This window comes from Streptomyces liliiviolaceus, from assembly GCF_018070025.1.
In the GTDB taxonomy this organism is placed as follows: domain Bacteria; phylum Actinomycetota; class Actinomycetes; order Streptomycetales; family Streptomycetaceae; genus Streptomyces; species Streptomyces liliiviolaceus.
Genome location: NZ_JAGPYQ010000001.1, coordinates 3,866,322 through 3,886,852 on the forward strand (window position 1 = coordinate 3,866,322; position 20,531 = coordinate 3,886,852).

A 20,531-nucleotide genomic window follows, 5' to 3' on the forward strand; every position below is an offset into this window, starting at 1 on the left:
ATGGGGCATCTCGATGTCACCTCGGGAGCCTCAGGGAGGTAGGGTCGTAGGCGGTCGGGGACATCCCATACAACTCGCCGGCGTCCACAGCCGGCGTACCTAACGAGGAGATCGGTTCGTGACGATCCGCGTAGGCATCAACGGCTTTGGCCGCATCGGTCGTAACTACTTCCGCGCGCTGCTGGAGCAGGGTGCAGACATCGAGATCGTGGCTGTCAACGACCTGGGTGACACCGCGACCACCGCTCATCTGCTCAAGTACGACACCATTCTGGGCCGCCTCAAGGCCGAGGTGTCGCACACCGCCGACACGATCACCGTCGACGGTCACACCATCAAGGTGCTGTCGGAGCGCAACCCCTCGGACATCCCGTGGGGCGACCTCGGCGTCGACATCGTCATCGAGTCGACCGGCATCTTCACCAAGAAGGCCGACGCCGAGAAGCACATCGCGGGCGGCGCCAAGAAGGTCCTCATCTCGGCTCCGGCCAAGGACGAGGACATCACCATCGTGATGGGCGTCAACCAGGACAAGTACGACGCGGCCAACCACCACGTCATCTCGAACGCCTCCTGCACCACCAACTGTGTGGCGCCGATGGCCAAGGTCCTCGACGAGAACTTCGGCATCGTCAAGGGTCTGATGACGACGGTCCACGCGTACACGAACGACCAGCGCATCCTGGACTTCCCGCACTCGGACCTGCGCCGCGCCCGCGCCGCCGCCGAGAACATCATCCCGACCACCACGGGTGCCGCCAAGGCCACCGCGCTGGTCCTCCCGCAGCTCAAGGGCAAGCTCGACGGCATCGCGATGCGCGTCCCGGTCCCGACCGGCTCCGCGACCGACCTGGTCGTCACCCTGCAGCGCGAGGTCACCAAGGACGAGGTCAACGCCGCGTTCAAGAAGGCCTCCGACGACGGCGACCTCAAGGGCTTCCTGACGTACACCGAGGACCCGATCGTCTCCTCCGACATCGTCGGCGACCCGGCCTCCTGCACCTTCGACTCCTCCCTGACCATGGTCCAGGAGGGCAACACGGTGAAGATCCTCGGCTGGTACGACAACGAGTGGGGCTACTCCAACCGCCTCGTCGACCTCACGGTCTTCGTCGGCGAACAGCTCTAGGTCCAAGAAGCAAGGCACCTCGTGTGAGCACAGGGCCCGGGCAGCGCACCGCCGCGCACCCCGGGCCCTGTGGCACGTGCTGAGCGATCAGCCCTCTCTCGGACAAAAGAGCTTCCCTAGGAGTCCACTCATGAAGACGATCGACGAACTTCTCTCCGAAGGGGTCGACGGCAAGCGGGTCTTCGTACGCGCCGACCTGAACGTGCCGCTGGCCGACGGCCTCATCACCGACGACGGCCGTATCCGTGCCGTCCTGCCGACCGTCAAGGCGCTCGCCGGGGCCGGCGCCAAGGTGATCGTCGCCTCGCACCTGGGCCGCCCCAAGGGCACCCCGGACCCCTCCTTCTCGCTGCTGCCCGCCGCCGAGCGGCTCGGTGAGCTCCTCGGCGCGCCCGTCGCGTTCGCGCAGGACACCGTCGGACCGGCCGCCCACGACGCCGTGAACGGACTGCAGCCCGGCCAGGTGGCGGTCGTCGAGAACCTCCGCTTCAACGCCGGCGAGACGTCCAAGGACGACACCGAGCGCGGCGAGTTCGCCGACCGGCTGGCGGCCCTGGCCGATGTCTACGTAGGCGACGGTTTCGGTGCCGTGCACCGCAAGCACGCCTCGGTCTTCGACCTCCCGGCCCGGCTGCCGCACTACGCCGGCTACCTCATCGCCACCGAGGTCGGCGTCCTGAAGAAGCTCACCGAGGACGTCGAGCGCCCCTACGTGGTCGCCCTCGGCGGCTCCAAGGTCTCCGACAAGCTCGCCGTCATCGACGAACTGCTCGGCAAGGCCGACCGGCTTCTCATCGGCGGCGGCATGGCCTTCACCTTCCTCAAGGCCAAGGGGTACGAGATCGGTGCCTCCCTGGTCCAGGACGACCAGCTGCCCGCCGTCAAGGAGTACGTCGAGCGCGCCGAGAAGAACGGCGTCGAGCTGGTCGTCCCCGTCGACGTCGTGGTCGCGGCCGGTTTCCCCGACCTGAAGACGAAGGCGCCGTCCGACCCCACCACCGTCGCCGCGGACGCCATCCCGGCCGGTCAGATGGGTCTGGACATCGGTCCCGAGACCGGCGCCCTGTACGCCTCGAAGCTCGCCGACGCGGCCACCGTGTTCTGGAACGGTCCGATGGGCGTCTTCGAGCACCCCGACTACGCCGAGGGCACCAAGGCGGTCGCCCAGGCCCTGCTCGACTCCCAGGCCTTCACGGTCGTCGGCGGCGGCGACTCCGCCGCGGCCGTCCGCATCCTGGGCTTCGACGAGAACGCGTTCGGCCACATCTCCACCGGTGGCGGCGCCTCCCTCGAATACCTTGAGGGCAAGACGCTCCCCGGTCTCGCCGCACTGGAGGACTGACCCCGTATGACCACTCGCACGCCGCTGATGGCGGGCAACTGGAAGATGAACCTCAACCACCTTGAGGCCATCGCCCATGTCCAGAAGCTCGCCTTCGCCTTGGCCGACAAGGACTACGACGCCTGTGAGGTCGCGGTCCTGCCGCCCTTCACGGACCTGCGCTCGGTACAGACCCTGGTCGACGGCGACAAGCTCAAGATCAAGTACGGCGCCCAGGACATCTCGGCGCACGACTCCGGCGCCTACACCGGCGAGATCTCCGGCTCGATGCTGGCCAAGCTCAAGTGCACGTACGTGGCGATCGGCCACTCCGAGCGCCGCCAGTACCACGCCGAGACCGACGAGATCGTCAACGCCAAGGTGAAGGCCGCCTACAAGCACGGCCTCACCCCGATCCTGTGCGTCGGCGAGGAACTGGACGTCCGCGAGGCGGGCAACCACGTCACGCACACGCTCAGCCAGGTCGAGGGCGGTCTCAAGGACCTCCCCGCCGAGCAGGCCGAGTCGATCGTCATCGCGTACGAGCCCGTCTGGGCCATCGGCACCGGCAAGGTCTGCGGCGCCGACGACGCCCAGGAGGTCTGCGCGGCGATCCGCGGCAAGCTCGCCGAGCTGTACTCGCAGGAAGTGGCCGACGCCGTCCGGATCCAGTACGGCGGCTCGGTGAAGTCCGGCAACGTCGCGGAGATCATGGCGAAGCCCGACATCGACGGCGCGCTGGTCGGTGGCGCGGCGCTGGACGCCGACGACTTCGTCAAGATCGTCCGGTTCCGCGACCAGTAGAACGCGCTCCGGATGTGAAGCGCCGAGCTGCGAGTATGCGGTAGCGGTGTTACGTCGTACCCTTGCGGGGGCCGGGCGGCTTCGTACCCGAAGCACCGGCCCCCGTCGTCCGTCCAAAGAGTCGTCCGTCCAAGTCCGAGGAAGTTGGTCCAGCCGTGGTTATGGGGTTCTCGATCGCCCTGATCGTCTTCAGCCTGTTGCTGATGCTGCTGGTGCTGATGCACAAGGGGAAGGGCGGCGGCCTGTCCGACATGTTCGGCGGCGGCATGCAGTCGTCCGTCGGCGGCTCCTCGGTCGCCGAGCGCAACCTCGACCGCATCACCGTCGTGGTCGGACTGCTGTGGTTCGCCTCCATCGTGGTGCTGGGCATCCTGATGAAGGTCAACAACTGACCGCCGACCCTCATCGGTACGGCAGCACGAACGCACATTACGCAAGCACATTCCGCACGTAAGGCCCCATGTCCGGTACGCGCCCGCAGGCGCGGCCTATCATGGGGCTTGCGTCTGTGCGCGGGGGTGTAACTCCTATCACTGGACGCGCGTTGGGCCTTACGTAGACTGAGGCGCCCGCAGCGAAGCGTCACGCCGACTCGCTTCGCGGCACCATCACGCAGGGAGTTACGACCGTGGCAAGTGGCAACGCGATCCGAGGAAGCCGGGTCGGGGCGGGGCCGATGGGCGAGGCCGAGCGTGGCGAGTCCGCGCCCCGGCTGCGCATCTCCTTCTGGTGCTCCAACGGGCACGAGACGCAGCCCAGCTTCGCCAGCGACGCGCAGGTCCCCGACACCTGGGACTGCCCCCGCTGCGGCTTTCCCGCCGGACAGGACCGGGACAACCCGCCGGACCCGCCGCGCACCGAGCCGTACAAGACGCACCTCGCGTACGTACGGGAGCGGCGCAGCGACGCGGACGGCGAGGCGATCCTCGCCGAGGCGCTCGCCAAACTGCGGGGCGAGATCTAGGAGCGACGCGCGGCATCCCATGAGCGGCGCGATATTCAGGAGTTGCGAGCCGGCCGGGCACCGAGAGGTGTCCGGCCGGTCGTGTGTCGTGCCGGACGCTCTTTTTCCACGGCGTATTTTTCATACGTCCGGGGTCGCGCGGCTTCTCCGTCGCCGTGCTGACACCTGCGGGTGAAACGCACGTATCTGTTGTTGAGCCGCACGACGGCGGGACGACAACTCGCGTCACCCTGCTCCATTAGGTTGGGACCGGTAGCGGGGCAAGGTACGCAGCACTGGCAGGAAAGAGGCGGAAGTCCGAGATGAACGCAGAAAGCCGTACGAGGCTCAACCAGACGCCCGAGTGGACCGCTCTGGCGGAGCACCGGGAGGAACTCGCCGGGGCGCACCTGCGCGAGCTGTTCGAGCGGAACCCGGGACGCGGCGCCGCGTACACGCTCCAGGTGGGCGATCTGCACGTCGACTACTCCAAGCACCTGGTCACCGACGAGACGCTGCGGCTGCTGCGTGAGCTGGCCGCGGCGACGGACGTCTTCGGCCTGCGGGACGCCATGTTCGGCGGCGAGAAGATCAACACGACCGAGGACCGGGCGGTCCTGCACACCGCGCTGCGCGCCCCGCGGGACACGGTCGTGGAGGTCGACGGCGAGAACGTCGTACCGGCCGTGCACACGGTCCTCGACAAGATGTCCGGCTTCGCCGAGCGCATCCGCTCGGGCGAGTGGACCGGGCACACCGGCAGGCGCATCAAGAACGTGGTCAACATCGGCATCGGCGGCTCCGACCTGGGCCCGGCGATGGCGTACGAGGTGCTGCGGTCCTTCACCGACCGGGGGCTGACGGTCCGGTTCGTGTCGAACGTCGACGGGGCCGACCTGCACGAGGCCGTGCGGGACCTGGACCCGGCCGAGACGCTGTTCATCATCGCGTCGAAGACCTTCACCACCATCGAGACGATCACCAACGCGACCTCGGCGCGCGACTGGCTGCTGACCGAGCTGAAGGCCGGTCAGGAAGCCGTCGCCAAGCACTTCGTGGCGCTGTCGACGAACGCGGAGAAGGTCGCCGACTTCGGTATCGACACGGCGAACATGTTCGAGTTCTGGGACTGGGTCGGCGGACGGTACTCGTTCGACTCCGCCATCGGCCTGTCCCTGATGATCGCGATCGGGCCGGACCGCTTCCGGGAACTGCTCGACGGCTTCCACCTCGTCGACGAGCACTTCCGCACGGCCCCCGCCGAGTCCAACGTGCCGCTGCTGCTCGGCCTGTTGGGTGTCTGGTACGGCAACTTCTTCGACGCGCAGTCGCATGCGGTGCTGCCGTACTCGCACTATCTGTCCAAGTTCACGGCCTACTTGCAGCAGCTGGACATGGAGTCCAACGGCAAGTCCGTGGACCGTGACGGGAATCCGGTGGAGTGGCAGACGGGGCCGGTGGTGTGGGGTACGCCGGGGACGAACGGGCAGCACGCGTACTACCAGTTGATCCACCAGGGTACGAAGGTCATCCCCGCGGACTTCATCGGCTTCGCCGAGCCGGTCGCCGAGCTGAGCGACGGGCTCAAGGCGCAGCACGATCTGCTGATGGCCAACTTCTTCGCGCAGACCCAGGCGTTGGCCTTCGGCAAGACGCCGGAGGAGGTGCGGGCGGAGGGGGTTGCCGAGGAGTTGGTGGCGCACAAGACGTTCGCGGGGAATCATCCGACGACTACGGTCCTCGCGCGTTCTTTGACGCCGTCGGTCCTCGGGCAGCTGATCGCGCTGTACGAGCACAAGGTGTTCGTGCAGGGGGCTGTCTGGAACATCGACTCCTTCGATCAGTGGGGGGTCGAGCTGGGGAAGGTGCTCGCGAAGCGGGTTGAGCCGGCGCTCACGGAGGGGGCGGATGTGGCTGGTCTGGACGGGTCCACGAAGGCGCTGGTGAGCCTGTACCGGTCGCTGCGCGGGCGTTAGCGGGTCGGTTCCTCACCTGCGCCCCGGCCTGCGTCTTCGGCTGCGGGCCGGTGGGGGCCGTTCGCGCAGTTCCCCGCGCCCCTGAAGGGGCAAAAACTGGGGCGCAGCCCCGTTTTTGAGGGGCGCGGGGAACTGCGCGACAAGCCCCCACCGGGCCCGCACCGTACGGCCGGACCCCAGTGCGGGTTCAGGCCGCCGCGCTGAGCGTGTCCGCGAGGCGGTGGTGGGCCGCTCGGGAGGCGGGGAGTGCGGCGAGGGACGCGGCGCCCAGGACCGCGGCCGTGGCCAAGAGCGCGAGGAGCGCCGGCGACGGCCCCTGCGCGATCCCCGCACCGATCCCGCTCGACCGCCCCTGCGCGTCGATCAGCCAGCGCGCCAGCGGCACCCCCAGCGCCGTACCGACGACGACCGCGGCCAGCGCCGTGCACCCCGTGGCCGTCACCGTGATCGCGGTGATCTGCCGCGGGGTCAGCCCGATCGCCTTCAGCGCCAGCAGATCCCGCTCGCCCTCGCGGACCGTCCCGCCGATCGCGGTGAGCAGTTCGATGAGACCGATCAGGGCCAGCACGGCGATGATTCCCACGACGACCCCGCGCAGCGGCGAGAGCCCGTCGGCCGGGTTGGGCACGGCGTGCGCGCTGAGGTCGCCGTGCGCGGCCTCGGTCAGCTCGGCGCCCACCCGGTGCGGGTCGGCGCCGGGTCGCAACTGGAGCTGGTAGAGCGCCGCTTCGAGCCCCGGGTCGTTCTCCCGGAGGGTGTCGAGCGAGGTGGAGATGACCCGGCCGCCGTTCTCCGGTTCGATGCTGCGCCCCACGATGTGCAGGATCTGCGGCTGCGCGCCGACCGTCATCCGCACCCAGTCCCCGACCCGTACGTCCAGCAGGTCGAGCAGCCCCTGACCGGCCACCGCCTCGTCGGGGCCGTGCGCGGCACGCCCCTCGGCCAGCGCGAACGGATAGGGGTCCGCGCGGGTGCCGAGCCCGCGCAACGCGATCGTGCCCGTCTGGCCCGGGACCAGCGCGGCCACCTCGACGCCCGGATGGACCGCGGCGACCTGCGGATTGCCGGCCAGCAGGGCCCGTACGTCCGCGTCGGTCAGGGAGGCGTCGGCCCGTACCGTGAGCGCCGCCGCGAGGCCGATGCGGTCCGGGCTGTGCTGGAAGCGGTCGATGGTGGTCCAGGCGCTCATCGCCACGACGATCAGCAGCAGCGGCAGCGCGAGGCGGGCCACCGCGGCCAGCGAGCGCGGCCGGCGCGTGAACGCCTTGTGCCAGCCCAGGACCAGCGCCGACGGCAGCCGCAGCCCGAGCGCCCGGCGCGACAGAGCGGAAAGACCGCCGCCGTGCGGTGCCGCGGCCCGCAGCCCCGGCACCGGAGGCACCTGCCCGGCGCGCCAGGCCGCGAGTCCGGTCGTCGCGGCGATGAACAGCACCACGGCCAGGGGTACGCCGAGGAGCGCGGCCGTGTGCCCCGGCAGGCCCTGCCACACCCCGACCGCGTCCCCGAGGCGCCCCGGTGTCCGGCTGCCCAGGGCCTGGATGAGGGCCGCGGCGAGCACGGCCCCGAGGAGCGCGAACGCCACATGCTGGAGCAGGAAGATCCGGACCACCTGGCCCGGGGTGAAACCGATCGCCTTCAGGACCGGGATGTCCCGCAGATGACCGCGGATGCGGGTGCCGATCGCGCCGTGCACGGCCAGCGCGGCGGCCAGCAGGGCGGCGAGGCCGAACAGACCGAGGACCTGGCCGAGCAGCCGGTTGCCGCCCTGCGCCTCGGCCCGGGCCTGCTGCCAGTTGGAGACGTCGGTGACGGCCTTGGCGCCGAGGAGGGTGACGGCACGCTGGACGGCGTAGTCCGTGTCGTCGGGGTCGGTCAGCCGCAGCCCGGTCACCTGGCCGCCGCGGCCGTCGGTGCGCTGGACGGCGGCGGGCGGCGCCCAGACGAGGCCCGGCCGCTCACCGGGGCTGTAGCGGGGTTCGGCGCTGTCCGCGATGCCCAGCACGGTCAGCGTCCGGTCCGTGCCCGGCACGGTGAGCGTGTCCCCGGGCTCGGCCCACAGCGCCCGCGCGAGGCCGCTCTCCAGCACCACACCGTCCGGGACGCCGGAGTCGAGCCAGCGGCCCGAGGTGAGCAGCGGACGGCCGGTCGCGGGCCGGTCGACGGTGCCGCGCAGCTCGACGGAGGCGCGGGTGCCGCGCGAGGCGAGGGTCGCGGCGGCGGTGGGGTACGGGCCCGCGACGGACGCGACCCCGTCCAGTTCGGCGAGTCCGGCCGCGTCGGCGGAGGGGCCGGTGTGGATCCAGACGTGCGCGCCCTGCGACTGGGTGAAGACCCGCTGCCAGGGGTTGGTCGCGTACCCGAACAGTGCCGTGGCCAGCAGCAGCGAGGCGACGATCCCGGCGGTGGCGAGCACGATGAACAGCGCCTCGCCGCGGTGCGAGCGCAGATCGGCGTGCGCCCAGCGCAGAGTGGCCCGCACGCCGCTCAGTCCCTCAGTTCCAGCACGCCGGATATCCCGGTGCCGCGGGCGGGCGCGGTGTCGAGGGCCGCGTCGTCGGCGATCCGGCCGTCGAAGAAGCTGATCACCCGGTCCGCGGCGCTCGCGAGCCGCGCGTCGTGCGTGACCAGCACGATCGTCTGGCCGCGCCGGTGGAACCGGGTCAGCAGCCGGGTCACCTCGCGGGTGCCCTTGCTGTCGAGGCTGCCCGCGGGCTCGTCGGCCAGCAGCAACTGCGGATGATTGACCAGGGCGCGGGCCAGTGCGACGCGCTGCTGCTCGCCGCCGGACAGCTCGCCGGGCATGCTGCGCTCCTTGCCCGCGAGGCCCAGCTCGTCGAGGAGCAGCTCGCGCTCGGCGCGCGCCTGCTTGGGGGAGAGGCCGGCGAGCAGGGCGGGCAGCTCGACGTTGTCGGCGACCGACAGGTTCGAGACCAGGTTGAAGAACTGGAAGACGATGCCGATCCGGCGCCTGCGCTCGACCGCCCAGCGGGCCTCGCTGTAGGCGTCGGTGCACTCGCCGTCCAGCCAGAGGCTGCCGGAGCCGGGCCGCTGGAGCCCGCCGAGCAGATGCAGCAGTGTCGACTTCCCGGCGCCCGAGGGGCCCGTGACGGCCACGAACTCGCCCTGCCGCACGGAGAGGTCCACGCCCCGTACGGCGTGCGCGGGGGCGCCCTCGCCGTAGTGGGTCTTGACCAGGCCCTCGGCCCGCAGGAGCGGGGTGTCCTCGGCGCGCGGCGACGGAACGGGGTGACGGGACGCGGCGCGGGGAGTGGCGCGGCTCATTCCAGCTCCTCCTGGCAGCGTTCCAGCCAGTCGAGGTCGGCCTGCAGATGCAGCATGGCGCCCTCGATGAGCAGCTGGGAGATGCGGTTGTCCCGGCTCTCGGCCGCGGCGAGCTTCGACAGACTGCGCATGGTGTTCAGGTACTCGCGCCGTTGTTTGTTGATCAGGACGATCTGGTCGGCCAGTCCGGTCCGCGGTGCCAGGGCGAGCTTCATGAAGAACTCGTCCCGTACGCGCGGCTCGTCCGCCGTCTCCTCGTACCAGACGTGCAGTGCTTCACGTCCGGCGTCGGTGAGGTGGTAGATCTTCTTGTTGGGCCGGCTCGACTGCTCGACTTCCTCGCCCTCGATCAGTCCCGACTTCTCAAGGCGGCCGAGGGTCACATAGATCTGGCCGACGTTCGGCTGAGGGTACGCGGCACCCAGCAGTTGCTCAAGGTCCTGCTTGAGCTCGTACCCGTGGGCCGGACCGCGCGCCAGCAGGGCCAGGAGGGGCAGCCGCACTCGTGCTCTCCCCTTCCTCCGCCGTAGATCTTCAAAAAGGCGCCGCGGGCCCGCTGGTCCGGGGCCAATGTGCCGCGGGCCCTAGTATCGCCCATACCTAACGGGTATACATGGCCTCTGACTCCGGGCGAAGGTGCCCGGCAGCCGGGTGTACCAGGGAGGAACCTATGCGGTGGATCCACGCCGCCGGTAGGGGGCTCCTGGTCGCGGTGGTGGTTCTGACCGGTTACGTCGCCTCGGGCGTCCAGGCCGACGGGGCGCGCGGCGGTGGCCGGGGCCCGCTCACGCTGGCCACCGCCGGCGATCTCACCGGCTATCTGGGACCGCTGCTGGACGGCTGGAACCGTGCGCATCCCGGCGAGCGGGTCACCCTCGTCGAACTCCCGGACTCCGCCGACGAGACCCACGCCCAGATGGCCACCGATCTGCGCGGCGACGGCCGCGGCCGCTTCGACGTCCTGAACATCGACGTCGCCTGGACCTCGGAGTTCGCCGCCGCGGGCTGGATCTCCCCGCTGCCCGCGGGCCGTTTCCCGCTCGACGGCTTCCTGCCGCCGGTCGTGGACACCGCGACCTACGACGGACGGCTGTACGCGGTCCCCTATGTCACCAACGCGGGGCTGCTCCTCTACCGCAAGGACCTCCTCGACAAGGAGGGCGTCGCTCCGCCGCGCACCTGGGCCGAGCTGGAGGAACAGGCGAGATCGATCGCTCCGAAGTACGGACTCGACGGGTACGCCGGCCAGTTCCTGCCCTACGAAGGGCTCACCGTGAACGCGGCCGAGGCGGTCTACTCGGCGGGCGGCACCATCCTCGGGGACGAGGGCGAACGCGTCACCGTCAACTCGGCGGCGGCACGCGAGGGCATCGGTTTCCTGGCCCGCGGCGTACGCGACGGCTGGATCCCGCGGAAGGCGCTGACGTACAAGGAGGAGGAGTCCAAGCAGGCCTTCCAGGACGGCCGTCTCCTCTTCCTGCGCAACTGGCCGTACGCCTATGTGGGTGCCTCCGCCAAGGGTTCGCCGGTCGCCGGGAAGGTCGGCGCGGTGCCGCTGCCCGGGCCCGACGGGCCGGGCGCGAGCGTGCTCGGCGGCTCCAACCTCGCGGTCAGCGCCCACGCCCGGCATCCCGACTCCGCCGCCCGGCTCATCGCCTACCTCACGAGCGAGGCGACCCAGCGTCAGGTGCTCACCAAGGGTGCGCTGCCGCCCGTGCGGGCCGCGCTGTACGGGGATCCGGAGCTGATCCGGCGGTTCCCCTATCTGCCGACGCTCCGCGCGAGCGTCCTGGCGGCGGCGCCGCGCCCGAAGAGTCCGCGCTACGACCAGGTCAGCCTGGCCGTGCAGGCCGTGGTGCACGACGCGATGACCGGACATCAGACGCCCGAGGCCGCGGTGCGGCGGCTGGCGCGCGAACTGGCGGACATCTCGCGACGCGGCTGAGCCCGCTGATTCCTACGATCGTCGGATCGTAGTTACATGTTAGGTAACGCGCCCGTCTCATCTGCCGTTTTCGGGGCGGAAATGTGTGGACATACGTCCCCAACCTTCAGCACGGCCCTGTCTACTCGTTGACACTCACACGACATGCCTACTTAACATGCATGCATAACCGGAGCACGCACAGACGGGTCAACGGGTGACGATCGACATGCACCGCTGGTGGCGCGACGCAGTGATCTACCAGGTCTACGTCCGCAGCTTCCTCGACAGCACCGGGGACGGCATCGGCGACCTCGCCGGGGTACGCGCCGGACTGCCGTACCTGAAGAAGCTCGGGGTCGACGGGATCTGGCTGAGCCCCTTCTACCCCTCGCCGCAGCAGGACCACGGCTACGACGTGTCCGACTACTGCGACGTCGACCCGCTCTTCGGCGACCTCGGCGAGTTCGACCTGCTGATGACGGACGCCCGGCGGCTCGGCATCAAGGTGCTCCTCGACATAGTCCCCAACCACTGCTCCAGCGAGCACCCCTGGTTCCGCCAGGCGCTCGCCGGGGCGCCCGGCGGCGAGGCCCGCGCCCGCTTCCACTTCGCCGACGGCCGCGGCCCCGACGGGGCGGAGCCGCCCAACAACTGGTACGCCATGTTCGGCGGCCCCGCCTGGAGCCGGGTCACCGAGCCGGACGGCACGCCCGGCCAGTGGTACCTGCACATGTTCACGCCCGAGCAGCCCGACCTGAACTGGCGCAACCCCGAGGTCGGCGACCACTTCGACCACGTCCTGCGCTTCTGGCTCGACCGGGGCGTGGACGGCTTCCGCGTCGACGTCGCCGCCGGCCTCTACAAGCACCCCGACCTGCCCGACTCGCCCGACCCCATGGCCGACGCCCGCACCCGGGACTCGGTCAACCCGCTCGCCTGGAACCAGCCCGAGGTGCACGGCGTCTGGCGGCACTGGCGGTCGGTGTGCGAGGAGTACACCGTCCGCGACGGCCGGGAGCGGCTGCTCGTCGGCGAGGTCTCCGTGCCCTCCGCCCGCGAACACGCCCACTACGTACGCCACGACGAACTGCACCAGGCCTTCTTCTTCGACCTGCTCAGCGCGTCCTGGAACGCCGACGCCTTCCGCAAGGTCATCTCGGAGGCCATGCAGGACATCGCGGGCACCGGCTCCACGGTCACCTGGGTCCTCAACAACCACGACCAGGTCCGCACGGTCACCCGCTACGGCGAACTCGGCTCCGACGGCAGCGGTCTGGGCGCCGCCCGCGCCCGCGCCGCCGCGCTGCTGATGCTGGCGCTGCCCGGCGCCGCGTACATCTACCAGGGGGAGGAGCTGGGGCTGCCCGAGGTCGTCGATCTGCCGGACGACGTACTCACCGACCCGATCTACCGCCGTACCGGCAGCCGGGCCCGGGTCCGCGACGGCTGCCGGGTGCCGCTGCCGTGGTCGGGGCACGCCTCGCCGTTCGGCTTCACCACCGGCACCGAGAGCGCCAAACCGTGGCTGCCGCAGCCCGCCTACTTCGCGGAGTACGCCACCGACCGCGCCCTCGCCGACACCCGCTCCTTCTGGCACCTCTACCGCGACGGACTCCAGCTGCGCGCCGGAATGCCCCAGTTGGGCGAAGGTCCGCTGCGCTGGCTTGACACCCCGCCCGGCGTCCTCGGCTTCGTCCGCGGCGACGGCCTGATCTGCGCCGTCAACTTCGGTACGTCACCGACGCCCGCGCCGGTCGCCGGCACCCCCCTGCTGTCCAGCGGTCCCTGCGCGCCCGGCGTCCTGCCCGGCTCGACGGCCGCCTGGTGGATCAGCGACTGCACCAACCCCTGAACCGGCCGCACCGGCCGCCATCCCCTCGATCACCGCTCTCACGAAGGAACATCGACGATGATGCGACGACGTACGACCCTGCTCGCGAGCTGCACCGCCCTCGCCCTGTCCCTCGGTGCCACCGCGTGCGGAGGCGGCGGGCCCGTCTCGGCGGGCGGCGGCGACAAGCCGCTCAGCGGCCAGACGATCAACGTGGCCGGAGTCTGGTCAGGCAGCGAGCAGAAGAACTTCCAGAAGGTCCTGGACGCCTTCACCGAGAAGACCGGCGCCAAGACGCAGTTCACCTCCACCGGCGACAACGTCTCCACGGTCGTCGGCAGCAAGATCGAGGGCGGCAACGCGCCCGACGTGGTGATGGTCCCGCAGGTCGGCGTCCTCCAGCAGTTCGCGAAGGAGGGCTGGCTCAAGCCGCTGTCCGGGACCGTGCGGAAGTCCGTCGACGCCAACTACGCGGACGTGTGGAAGAACTACGGCAGCGTCGACGGCAGCCTGTACGGCCTGTACTTCAAGGCCGCCCACAAGTCGACGGTCTGGTACAGCCCCGACGCCCTCGACGAGGCGGGTGTCGAGGCGCCGACGAGCTACGACGCGATGCTGGAGGCGGGGCGGACCGTCTCCGAGTCGGGCCTCGCGGCCTTCTCCGTCGCCGGACAGGACGGCTGGACCCTCACCGACTGGTTCGAGAACGTCTACCTCTCGCAGGCGGGCCCCGAGAAGTACGACGCCCTCGCCGCCCACGAGATCAAGTGGACCGACCCGAGCGTGGTCGCCGCCCTCACCACCCTCGGCAAGCTCTTCAAGGACAAGGAGCTGATAGCCGGCGGCCAGAAGGGCGCCCTGAACACCGACTTCCCCGGCTCCGTCGAGAAGGTCTTCGGACCCGAGCCCGCCGCGGGCATGGTCTACGAGGGCGACTTCGTGGCCGGTGTCGCCAAGGACCAGTTCGGCAAGAAGATCGGCGAGGACGCGGACTTCTTCCCCTTCCCCGCGGTCGGCGACGGCAAGGCGCCCGTCGTCAGCGGCGGCGACGCGGCGGTCGTCCTGAAGGACGGCAAGAGCCCGAAGGCCGCCATGGCGTTCCTGGAGTACCTCGCGACCCCCGAGGCGTCCGCGGTCTGGGCCGAGGTCGGCGGCTTCCTCTCCCCGAACAAGAAGCTCGACCTCGCCTCCTACGGCGACGACATCACCCGCGAGACCGCCAAGTCCCTGGTGGACGCCGGCGATTCGGTCCGCTTCGACATGTCGGACCAGGCGCCGGCCGCGTTCGGCGGCACCAAGGGCGCGGGCGAGTGGAAGCTCCTCCAGGACTTCCTGCGCGACCCGTCCGACCCGAAGGCGACCGCCGCGGCGCTGGAGAAGGCCGCCGCCAAGGCGTACCAGGACTGATCGCCATGACCGCCACAGACCTGAGAGACCTGAAGGACCCGCAAGGGCCGGGCCCGGAAGAGACGGGTCCGCCGTCCCCCTCGCAGACCGACCGCGACCGCAGACGGCGGGCGCGCCGCCGGGCCCGGGTCGTCGCCCTAGTCTTCGTCCTCCCCGCGCTGCTCCTGCTCGGCGCACTGGTCGTCTATCCCGTGCTGTTCTCCGTGGGCCGCAGCTTCTTCGACGCCTCCGGAGACCGGTTCGTGGGCGGCGACAACTACACCGAGATGTTCCACGACCCCGCCACCATCAAGGCCGTCCGGAACACCGCCGTCTGGGTCGTCATCGCGCCCACCCTGCTCACCGGCCTCGGCCTCGTCCTCGCCGTACTGGTCGAGAAGGTGCGCTGGGCGACGGCGTTCAAGCTCCTGCTGTTCATGCCGATGGCCGTCTCCTTCCTCGCCGCGGGCATCATCTTCCAGCTCGCCTACGACGAGGACCCCGACAAGGGCGTCCTGAACGCGGCCGTCGTCTCCGTCCACGACGTCTTCAAGGGCGAGTCTTCCTACCCGACCGCCCGCGCCCGCGACGGCCAGGGCCTCACGAAGGGCGCCGACGGTTCGTACGGTACGACCGCCGGGGTGTCCCCGGGGGAGACCGTCGGGCTCGGTCTGGTCGGTGTGCGCGCCGACGACCTGCCCGCGGACGCGCGGCCCGCGTACCCGGCGGCGGCACGGAAGGCGGCGGCCGGCGAAGTGCGCGGTGTCGTCTACCTGGACTTCACCCGCGGCGGGGGAGGGAAGCAGGGCGAGGTCGACAAGGCCGAGAGCGGGCTGCCGGGCATGGCCGTCGAGGCGGTGCGCGACGGGAGGACCGTCGGGAGCGCCACCACCGCGGCCGACGGCTCCTTCCGCTTCGAGGGCCTCGACCCGGGCTCGTACACCGTGCGGCTGCCCGGCTCGAACTTCGCCCCGCCGTACGAGGGAATCTCCTGGCTCGGTCCCGCGCTCGTCACGCCCGCCATCATCGGCGCCTACCTGTGGATCTGGACCGGCTTCGCCATGGTGCTGATCGGCGCCGGGCTCGCCGCGCTGCCGCGTGACGCGCTGGAGGCGGCCCGGATGGACGGCGCCAACGAGTGGCAGATCTTCCGGCGGATCACCGTGCCGCTGCTCGCGCCCGTCCTCACCGTGGTCTTCGTGACCCTCGTCATCAACGTCATGAAGGTCTTCGACCTCGTCTACATCATCGCGCCGGGACCCGTGCAGGAGGACGCCACCGTGCTCGCCACCCAGATGTGGCTGGTGTCCTTCGGCGGCGGCAACAACCAGGGCCTCGGCAGTGCGCTGGGCGTCCTGCTCCTGCTGCTCGTGATCCCCGCCATGGTCTTCAACGTCCGCCGCTTCCGAGGGAGTCAACGATGAACGCGCTCAGGCGGGGGCTCGGCAACAGCCTGGTCCAGGCGTTCCTGGTGGTGATCGGCCTGGTCTGGCTCACCCCGCTCGCGGGCCTCTTCCTGTCGTCGCTGCGGTCCGCGCAGGACACCGCGACGGGCGGCTGGTGGACCGTGCTGACCAGTCCCCGGCAGCTGTCCTTCGACAACTACTCGGCGCTGCTGGGCAATGCGGGGATGACGCGGGCGTTCTGGAACACCGTGCTGATCTCGGTGCCGACCACGTTCCTCGTCGTCGTCATCGCCGCGCTCGCCGGGTACGCGTTCGCGTGGCTCGACTTCCCCGGGCGGGACACCGTCTTCCTCGTCGTGGTCGCGCTGTTGGTGGTGCCCGTGCAGATCGGGCTGCTGCCGGTCGCCAAACTCTTCGGCGAACTGGGGCTGTTCGGCACGATTCCCGGGGTCATCCTCTTCCACGTCTCGTACGGGCTGCCGTTCGCGATCTTCCTGCTGCGGAACTACTTCGCGGAGATGCCGAAGGAGATGCTGGAGGCGGCGCGTATGGACGGGGGTGGGGAGTGGCGGATCTTCACTCGGCTCGTGTTGCCTGTGGGGCGGCCGGCGCTTGCCAGTCTCGCCATTTTCCAGTTCCTGTGGGTCTGGAACGACATGCTGGTCGCGCTGTTGTTCGCGGACAGTTCCGCGCAGCCTTTGACTGTTGAACTGCAGTCGCAGATAAGGCAGTTCGGAAGCAATATCGATGTGCTCGCGCCGGGGGCGTTCTTGTCGCTGGTGGTGCCGGTGGTTGTCTTCTTCGCATTCCAACGGCACTTTGTGCAGGGGGTTATGGCGGGCTCGGTGAAATAGCCGGGCATTCTTTCGCCCCCGCCGCCCTTACCCGTTCCCGTCACTGACGCAGGGGCTCCGCCCCCGCACCCCCGTTGCGCAGTTCCCCGCGCCCCCAGGGGGTTTCAGGGGCGCGGGGAACTGCGCAAACGGGGGCGAGGGGGCGGAGCCCCCATGCGTGGACGGGAACGGGTAGGGGCGGCGGGGGCGAAAAACGCCCCTGCCGCCCCGTTTCGTGTCCCTCAGGGTGAAGCCGGCGGATACAGTGCGCGCGGCAGCTGCGACGCCGCCGCCGCGTCCAGCAGCCACAGCGTGCGGGCCCGCCCCAGCGCCCCCGCAGCCGGCGCCTGGATCTCACCCGCGCCGGACAGCGCGATCGCCGCGGCCTCCGCCTTGTCCTCGCCCGCCGCGAGCAGCCACACCTCCCGCGCGGCCCGGATCGCGGGCAGCGTGAGCGTGACCCGCACGGGCGGCGGCTTCGGTGCGCCGCGCACACCCACCACCGTCCGCTCGGTCTCACGGACGGCGGGCAGTTCCGGGAACAGCGACGCCACGTGCGTGTCCGGCCCGACGCCCAGCATCAGCACGTCGAAGGACGGGACGGACGCGTGGTTCTCCGGCCCGGCGGCCGACGCGAGCTCGGCCGCGTAGGCCTCCGCCGCCGCCTCCACGTCCGCGCCCCACGGACCGTCCGACGCGGGCATGGCGTGCACGCGCTTCGGGTCCAGCGGCACCGCGTCGAGGAGCGCCTCGCGGGCCTGGGTGACGTTCCGCTCGGGGTCGCCCTCGGGCAGGAACCGCTCGTCGCCCCACCACAGGTCGAGCCGGCTCCAGTCGACGGCGTCCCGGGCGGGCGCCGCCGCGAGCGCGGCCAGCAGGCCGTTGCCGTTGCGGCCACCGGTCAGCACGACCGAGGCATGACCGCGCGAGGCCTGCGCGTCCACGACCTTCGTGATGAGCCGGGCCGCGGCGGCCTGGGCCATCAGGTCCTTGTCGCGGTGGACGACCAGCTGGGGAGTGCTCACTGCGGGTCCGCCTTCTTGACCGGGGGCATCTGGGCGGGGGTGGGGCGCGCCGAATCCCCCTCGCCCGCCGAGGAGGAGGACGAGGACGGGGCCGAGGGTGAGGCCGAAGCCGTTGCCCCCGTCGGCTTCGCGGCCGGCTCCGAGGTGTCGTGCACCGGGCGCACCGGGAGTTCCCCCGGCGTCCAGGTGGCCGCCTCGGGCCGCTGCGAGGCCGACTGGATGCCGCCCAGCCGGTCCACCCCGAACCGCAGCGCGGACGCGTACGTGTCGTCCGGGTCGAGCCGGCGCAGCTCCTCCGCGAGCAGCTCGGACGTCTCGCGGCGTTTGAGCGCCACCGCGCGGTCCGGCTGGCCGGGCAGGGCCAGGGTGGCCATCGCGCCGTCCGAGCGGTGCAGGGTGATGGGGCCGCCGGTCGTCTCCAGGCGGACCTGGGTCAGCCCGGGACCGGCGGACACGGCACGGCGTACGTGCACGTGGAGGCGGTCGGCGAGCCACATGGCGAGCAGCTCGACGCTCGGGTTGGCCTCCTCGCCCGCCACCTCGACGGAGACGACCTCGCAGTCGACCTGGTCGAGGGCGGCGGCCAGCATGGAACGCCACGGGGTGATCCGCGCCCATGCCAGGTCGGTGTCGCCCGGCTCGTAGCTCTCGGCGCGGGCCTTCAGCTCCTCGACGGGCTTCTCCGCCGCGTAGCTGTCGGTGACCCGGCGCTGGCCCAGGGCGCCCAGCGGGTCGCCCGCCGGATCGCGGGGCGCGTCGACCGACCACCAGACGACGACCGGCGCGTCGGGGAGCAGCAGGGGCAGGACGACGGACTGGGCGTGGTCCGAGACCTCGCCGTACAGGCGCAGGATCACCGTCTCGCCGGTGCCCGCGTCCGCGCCGACCCGTACCTCGGCGTCCAGGCGCGACTTCGTGCGGTCGCGGGGCGAGCGCGAGACGCGCTTGATGACGACGAGGGTGCGCGAGGGGTGTTCGAGCGAGGCGTCGTCGGCGGCCTTCAGGGCGTCGTAGGCGTTCTCCTCGTCGGTGACGATGACGAGGGTGAGCACCATGCCGACAGCCGGTGTGCCGATGGCCCGGCGGCCCTTCACGAGCGCCTTGTTGATCTTGCTGGCCGTGGTGTCCGTGAGATCTATCTTCATGGCCGACGCCAGCTCCGTCCGTCTCGCTTGAGCATTTCGTCGGCCTCGACGGGCCCCCACGTGCCCGACTGGTACTGCGCGGGCCTGCCGTGCTTGTCCCAGTACTCCTCGATCGGGTCGAGGATCTTCCAGGACAGCTCGACCTCCTCGGTGCGCGGGAAGAGGTTCGAGTCGCCGAGGAGGACGTCGAGGATCAGCCTCTCGTACGCCTCGGGGCTGGACTCGGTGAACGACTCGCCGTACGCGAAGTCCATCGACACGTCCCGGATCTCCATGGAGGTGCCGGGCACCTTGGAGCCGAAGCGGACCGTGATGCCCTCGTCGGGCTGGACGCGGATGACGATCGCGTTCTGGCCCAGCTCCTCCGTCGCCGTGTGGTCGAAGGGGGAGTGCGGGGCGCGCTGGAAGACGACGGCGATCTCGGTGACCCGCCGGCCCAGCCGCTTGCCGGTGCGCAGGTAGAAGGGGACGCCCGCCCAGCGGCGGTTGTCGACCTCCACCTTGATCGCCGCGTACGTGTCGGTCTTCGACTTGGGGTCGATACCGTCTTCCTGGAGATAGCCGACGGCCTTCTCGCCGCCCTGCCAGCCCTCGGCGTACTGGCCGCGGACCGTGTTCTCGCCGAGGTCGCCGGGCAGCTTCACCGCGCCGAGCACCTTGGTCTTCTCGGCGGCGAGCGCGTCCGCGTCGAAGGAGGAGGGCTCCTCCATGGCCGTGAGGGCCATCAGCTGGAGCAGGTGGTTCTGGATGACGTCACGGGCGGCGCCGATGCCGTCGTAGTAGCCGGCCCGGCCGCCGATGCCGATGTCCTCGGCCATCGTGATCTGTACGTGGTCGACGTACGACCGGTTCCAGATCGGCTCGAACATCTGGTTGGCGAAGCGCAGCGCCAGGATGTTCTGGACCGTCTCCTTGCCCAGGTAGTGGTCGATGCGGAAGACCTGGTCCGGGGCGAAGACCTCTTCGACGGTGGAGTTGAGGTCCTCGGCCGACTTGAGGTCGTGGCCGAAGGGCTTCTCGATGACCGCGCGCCGCCAGGAGCCGCTCGTCTGGTCGGCGAGGCCGTGCTTCTTCAGCTGCTGGATGACCACCGGGAACGCGCCCGGCGGCACGGACAGGTAGAAGGCGAAGTTGCCGCCCGTGCCCTGCGCCTTGTCCAGCTCGCCGATCGTCTCGCGCAGCCGCTCGAACGCGTCGTCGTCGTCGAAGGTGCCCTGGACGAAGCGCATCCCCTGGATGAGCTGCTGCCAGACCTCCTCGCGGAACGGCGTACGGGCGTGTTCCTTGACGGCGTCGTGGACCTCCTGGGCGAAGTCCTCGTTCGCCCACTCGCGGCGCGCGAAGCCGACGAGGGAGAAGCCCGGCGGCAGCAGGCCGCGGTTGGCAAGGTCATAAACAGCAGGCATGAGCTTTTTACGGGACAAATCGCCCGTGACCCCGAAGATGACGAGGCCCGACGGCCCCGCGATACGCGGGAGCCGTCGGTCCGCCGGGTCACGCAGCGGATTGCTGCTTGACAAGAT

17 protein-coding genes are annotated in these 20,531 nt (G+C 70.6%); 11 read left to right on the top strand and 6 right to left on the bottom strand.

The window, feature by feature from the left end:
- The first annotated feature begins 118 nt into the window (after window positions 1–118).
- The 6 genes from gap (at window position 119) to pgi (ending at window position 6,173) form a co-directional block, all read left to right on the top strand.
- A complete protein-coding gene (gene gap, locus J8N05_RS16875) occupies window positions 119–1,129 on the top strand; it encodes a type I glyceraldehyde-3-phosphate dehydrogenase (RefSeq protein WP_210883691.1) in 1,011 nt (336 codons plus the stop codon).
- A gap of 130 nt (window positions 1,130–1,259) precedes the next feature.
- Complete coding sequence (locus J8N05_RS16880; protein ID WP_210883692.1) at window positions 1,260–2,471, top strand: phosphoglycerate kinase; 1,212 nt, start codon at window positions 1,260–1,262, stop codon at window positions 2,469–2,471.
- 6 nt (window positions 2,472–2,477) lie between these two features.
- Window positions 2,478–3,254, top strand: a complete 777-nt coding sequence (tpiA, locus tag J8N05_RS16885) for a triose-phosphate isomerase (RefSeq protein ID WP_210883693.1) — start codon at window positions 2,478–2,480, stop codon at window positions 3,252–3,254.
- A 161-nt stretch (window positions 3,255–3,415) separates the two neighbouring features.
- A complete protein-coding gene (secG, locus tag J8N05_RS16890) occupies window positions 3,416–3,646 on the top strand; it encodes a preprotein translocase subunit SecG (protein ID WP_030358806.1) in 231 nt (76 codons plus the stop codon).
- Between the two features lie 236 nt (window positions 3,647–3,882).
- Window positions 3,883–4,218, top strand: a complete 336-nt coding sequence (locus J8N05_RS16895) for an RNA polymerase-binding protein RbpA (RefSeq protein WP_003957010.1) — start codon at window positions 3,883–3,885, stop codon at window positions 4,216–4,218.
- A gap of 302 nt (window positions 4,219–4,520) precedes the next feature.
- Window positions 4,521–6,173 (top strand): glucose-6-phosphate isomerase, encoded by a 1,653-nt coding sequence (pgi, locus tag J8N05_RS16900; RefSeq protein WP_210883694.1) that lies wholly within the window; start codon window positions 4,521–4,523, stop codon window positions 6,171–6,173.
- 187 nt (window positions 6,174–6,360) lie between these two features.
- Here the strand turns inward: pgi and J8N05_RS16905 are convergent, their stop codons facing one another.
- Genes J8N05_RS16905 through J8N05_RS16915 form a run of 3 tightly spaced genes read right to left on the bottom strand, consistent with a single transcriptional unit; the run spans window position 6,361 to window position 9,958 of the window.
- Window positions 6,361–8,652: an ABC transporter permease gene (locus tag J8N05_RS16905; protein ID WP_210883695.1), complete on the bottom strand. Its 2,292-nt coding sequence runs from the start codon at window positions 8,650–8,652 to the stop codon at window positions 6,361–6,363.
- Window positions 8,653–8,657: 5 nt separating this feature from the next.
- Window positions 8,658–9,455: an ABC transporter ATP-binding protein gene (locus tag J8N05_RS16910; RefSeq protein ID WP_210883696.1), complete on the bottom strand. Its 798-nt coding sequence runs from the start codon at window positions 9,453–9,455 to the stop codon at window positions 8,658–8,660.
- Window positions 9,452–9,958, bottom strand: coding sequence for a PadR family transcriptional regulator (locus tag J8N05_RS16915; protein WP_210883698.1), 507 nt, complete (start codon window positions 9,956–9,958; stop codon window positions 9,452–9,454). Before J8N05_RS16915 ends, J8N05_RS16910 begins: the two co-directional genes overlap by 4 nt.
- Window positions 9,959–10,125: 167 nt before the next feature.
- Here J8N05_RS16915 and J8N05_RS16920 point away from each other — a divergent pair, with 167 nt between their 5' ends.
- The 5 genes from J8N05_RS16920 to J8N05_RS16940 all read left to right on the top strand — a co-directional run bounded on the left by J8N05_RS16920 (window position 10,126) and on the right by J8N05_RS16940 (window position 16,859).
- Entirely contained in the window at window positions 10,126–11,400 is a 1,275-nt protein-coding gene (locus tag J8N05_RS16920) for an ABC transporter substrate-binding protein (protein ID WP_210883700.1), read from the top strand.
- Between the two features lie 208 nt (window positions 11,401–11,608).
- Window positions 11,609–13,234: a glycoside hydrolase family 13 protein gene (locus tag J8N05_RS16925; RefSeq protein ID WP_210890223.1), complete on the top strand. Its 1,626-nt coding sequence runs from the start codon at window positions 11,609–11,611 to the stop codon at window positions 13,232–13,234.
- Window positions 13,235–13,291: 57 nt separating this feature from the next.
- Window positions 13,292–14,620, top strand: coding sequence for an ABC transporter substrate-binding protein (locus J8N05_RS16930; protein ID WP_210883702.1), 1,329 nt, complete (start codon window positions 13,292–13,294; stop codon window positions 14,618–14,620).
- Between the two features lie 5 nt (window positions 14,621–14,625).
- Entirely contained in the window at window positions 14,626–16,023 is a 1,398-nt protein-coding gene (locus tag J8N05_RS16935; RefSeq protein ID WP_210883704.1) for an ABC transporter permease, read from the top strand.
- Window positions 16,020–16,859 carry a carbohydrate ABC transporter permease gene (locus tag J8N05_RS16940; RefSeq protein ID WP_210883705.1) on the top strand — a complete coding sequence of 280 codons (840 nt, stop codon included), beginning with the start codon at window positions 16,020–16,022 and terminating at the stop codon, window positions 16,857–16,859. Before J8N05_RS16935 ends, J8N05_RS16940 begins: the two co-directional genes overlap by 4 nt.
- Window positions 16,860–17,080: 221 nt before the next feature.
- Here the strand turns inward: J8N05_RS16940 and pgl are convergent, their stop codons facing one another.
- Genes pgl through zwf form a run of 3 tightly spaced genes read right to left on the bottom strand, consistent with a single transcriptional unit; the run spans window position 17,081 to window position 20,531 of the window.
- Window positions 17,081–17,863 (bottom strand): 6-phosphogluconolactonase, encoded by a 783-nt coding sequence (pgl, locus tag J8N05_RS16945; RefSeq protein WP_210883706.1) that lies wholly within the window; start codon window positions 17,861–17,863, stop codon window positions 17,081–17,083.
- Window positions 17,860–19,008 (bottom strand): glucose-6-phosphate dehydrogenase assembly protein OpcA, encoded by a 1,149-nt coding sequence (gene opcA / locus J8N05_RS16950; protein WP_210883707.1) that lies wholly within the window; start codon window positions 19,006–19,008, stop codon window positions 17,860–17,862. Before opcA ends, pgl begins: the two co-directional genes overlap by 4 nt.
- Window positions 19,005–20,531: a glucose-6-phosphate dehydrogenase gene (gene zwf / locus J8N05_RS16955; RefSeq protein WP_308286979.1), complete on the bottom strand. Its 1,527-nt coding sequence runs from the start codon at window positions 20,529–20,531 to the stop codon at window positions 19,005–19,007. The genes opcA and zwf overlap by 4 nt, the downstream gene beginning before the upstream one ends.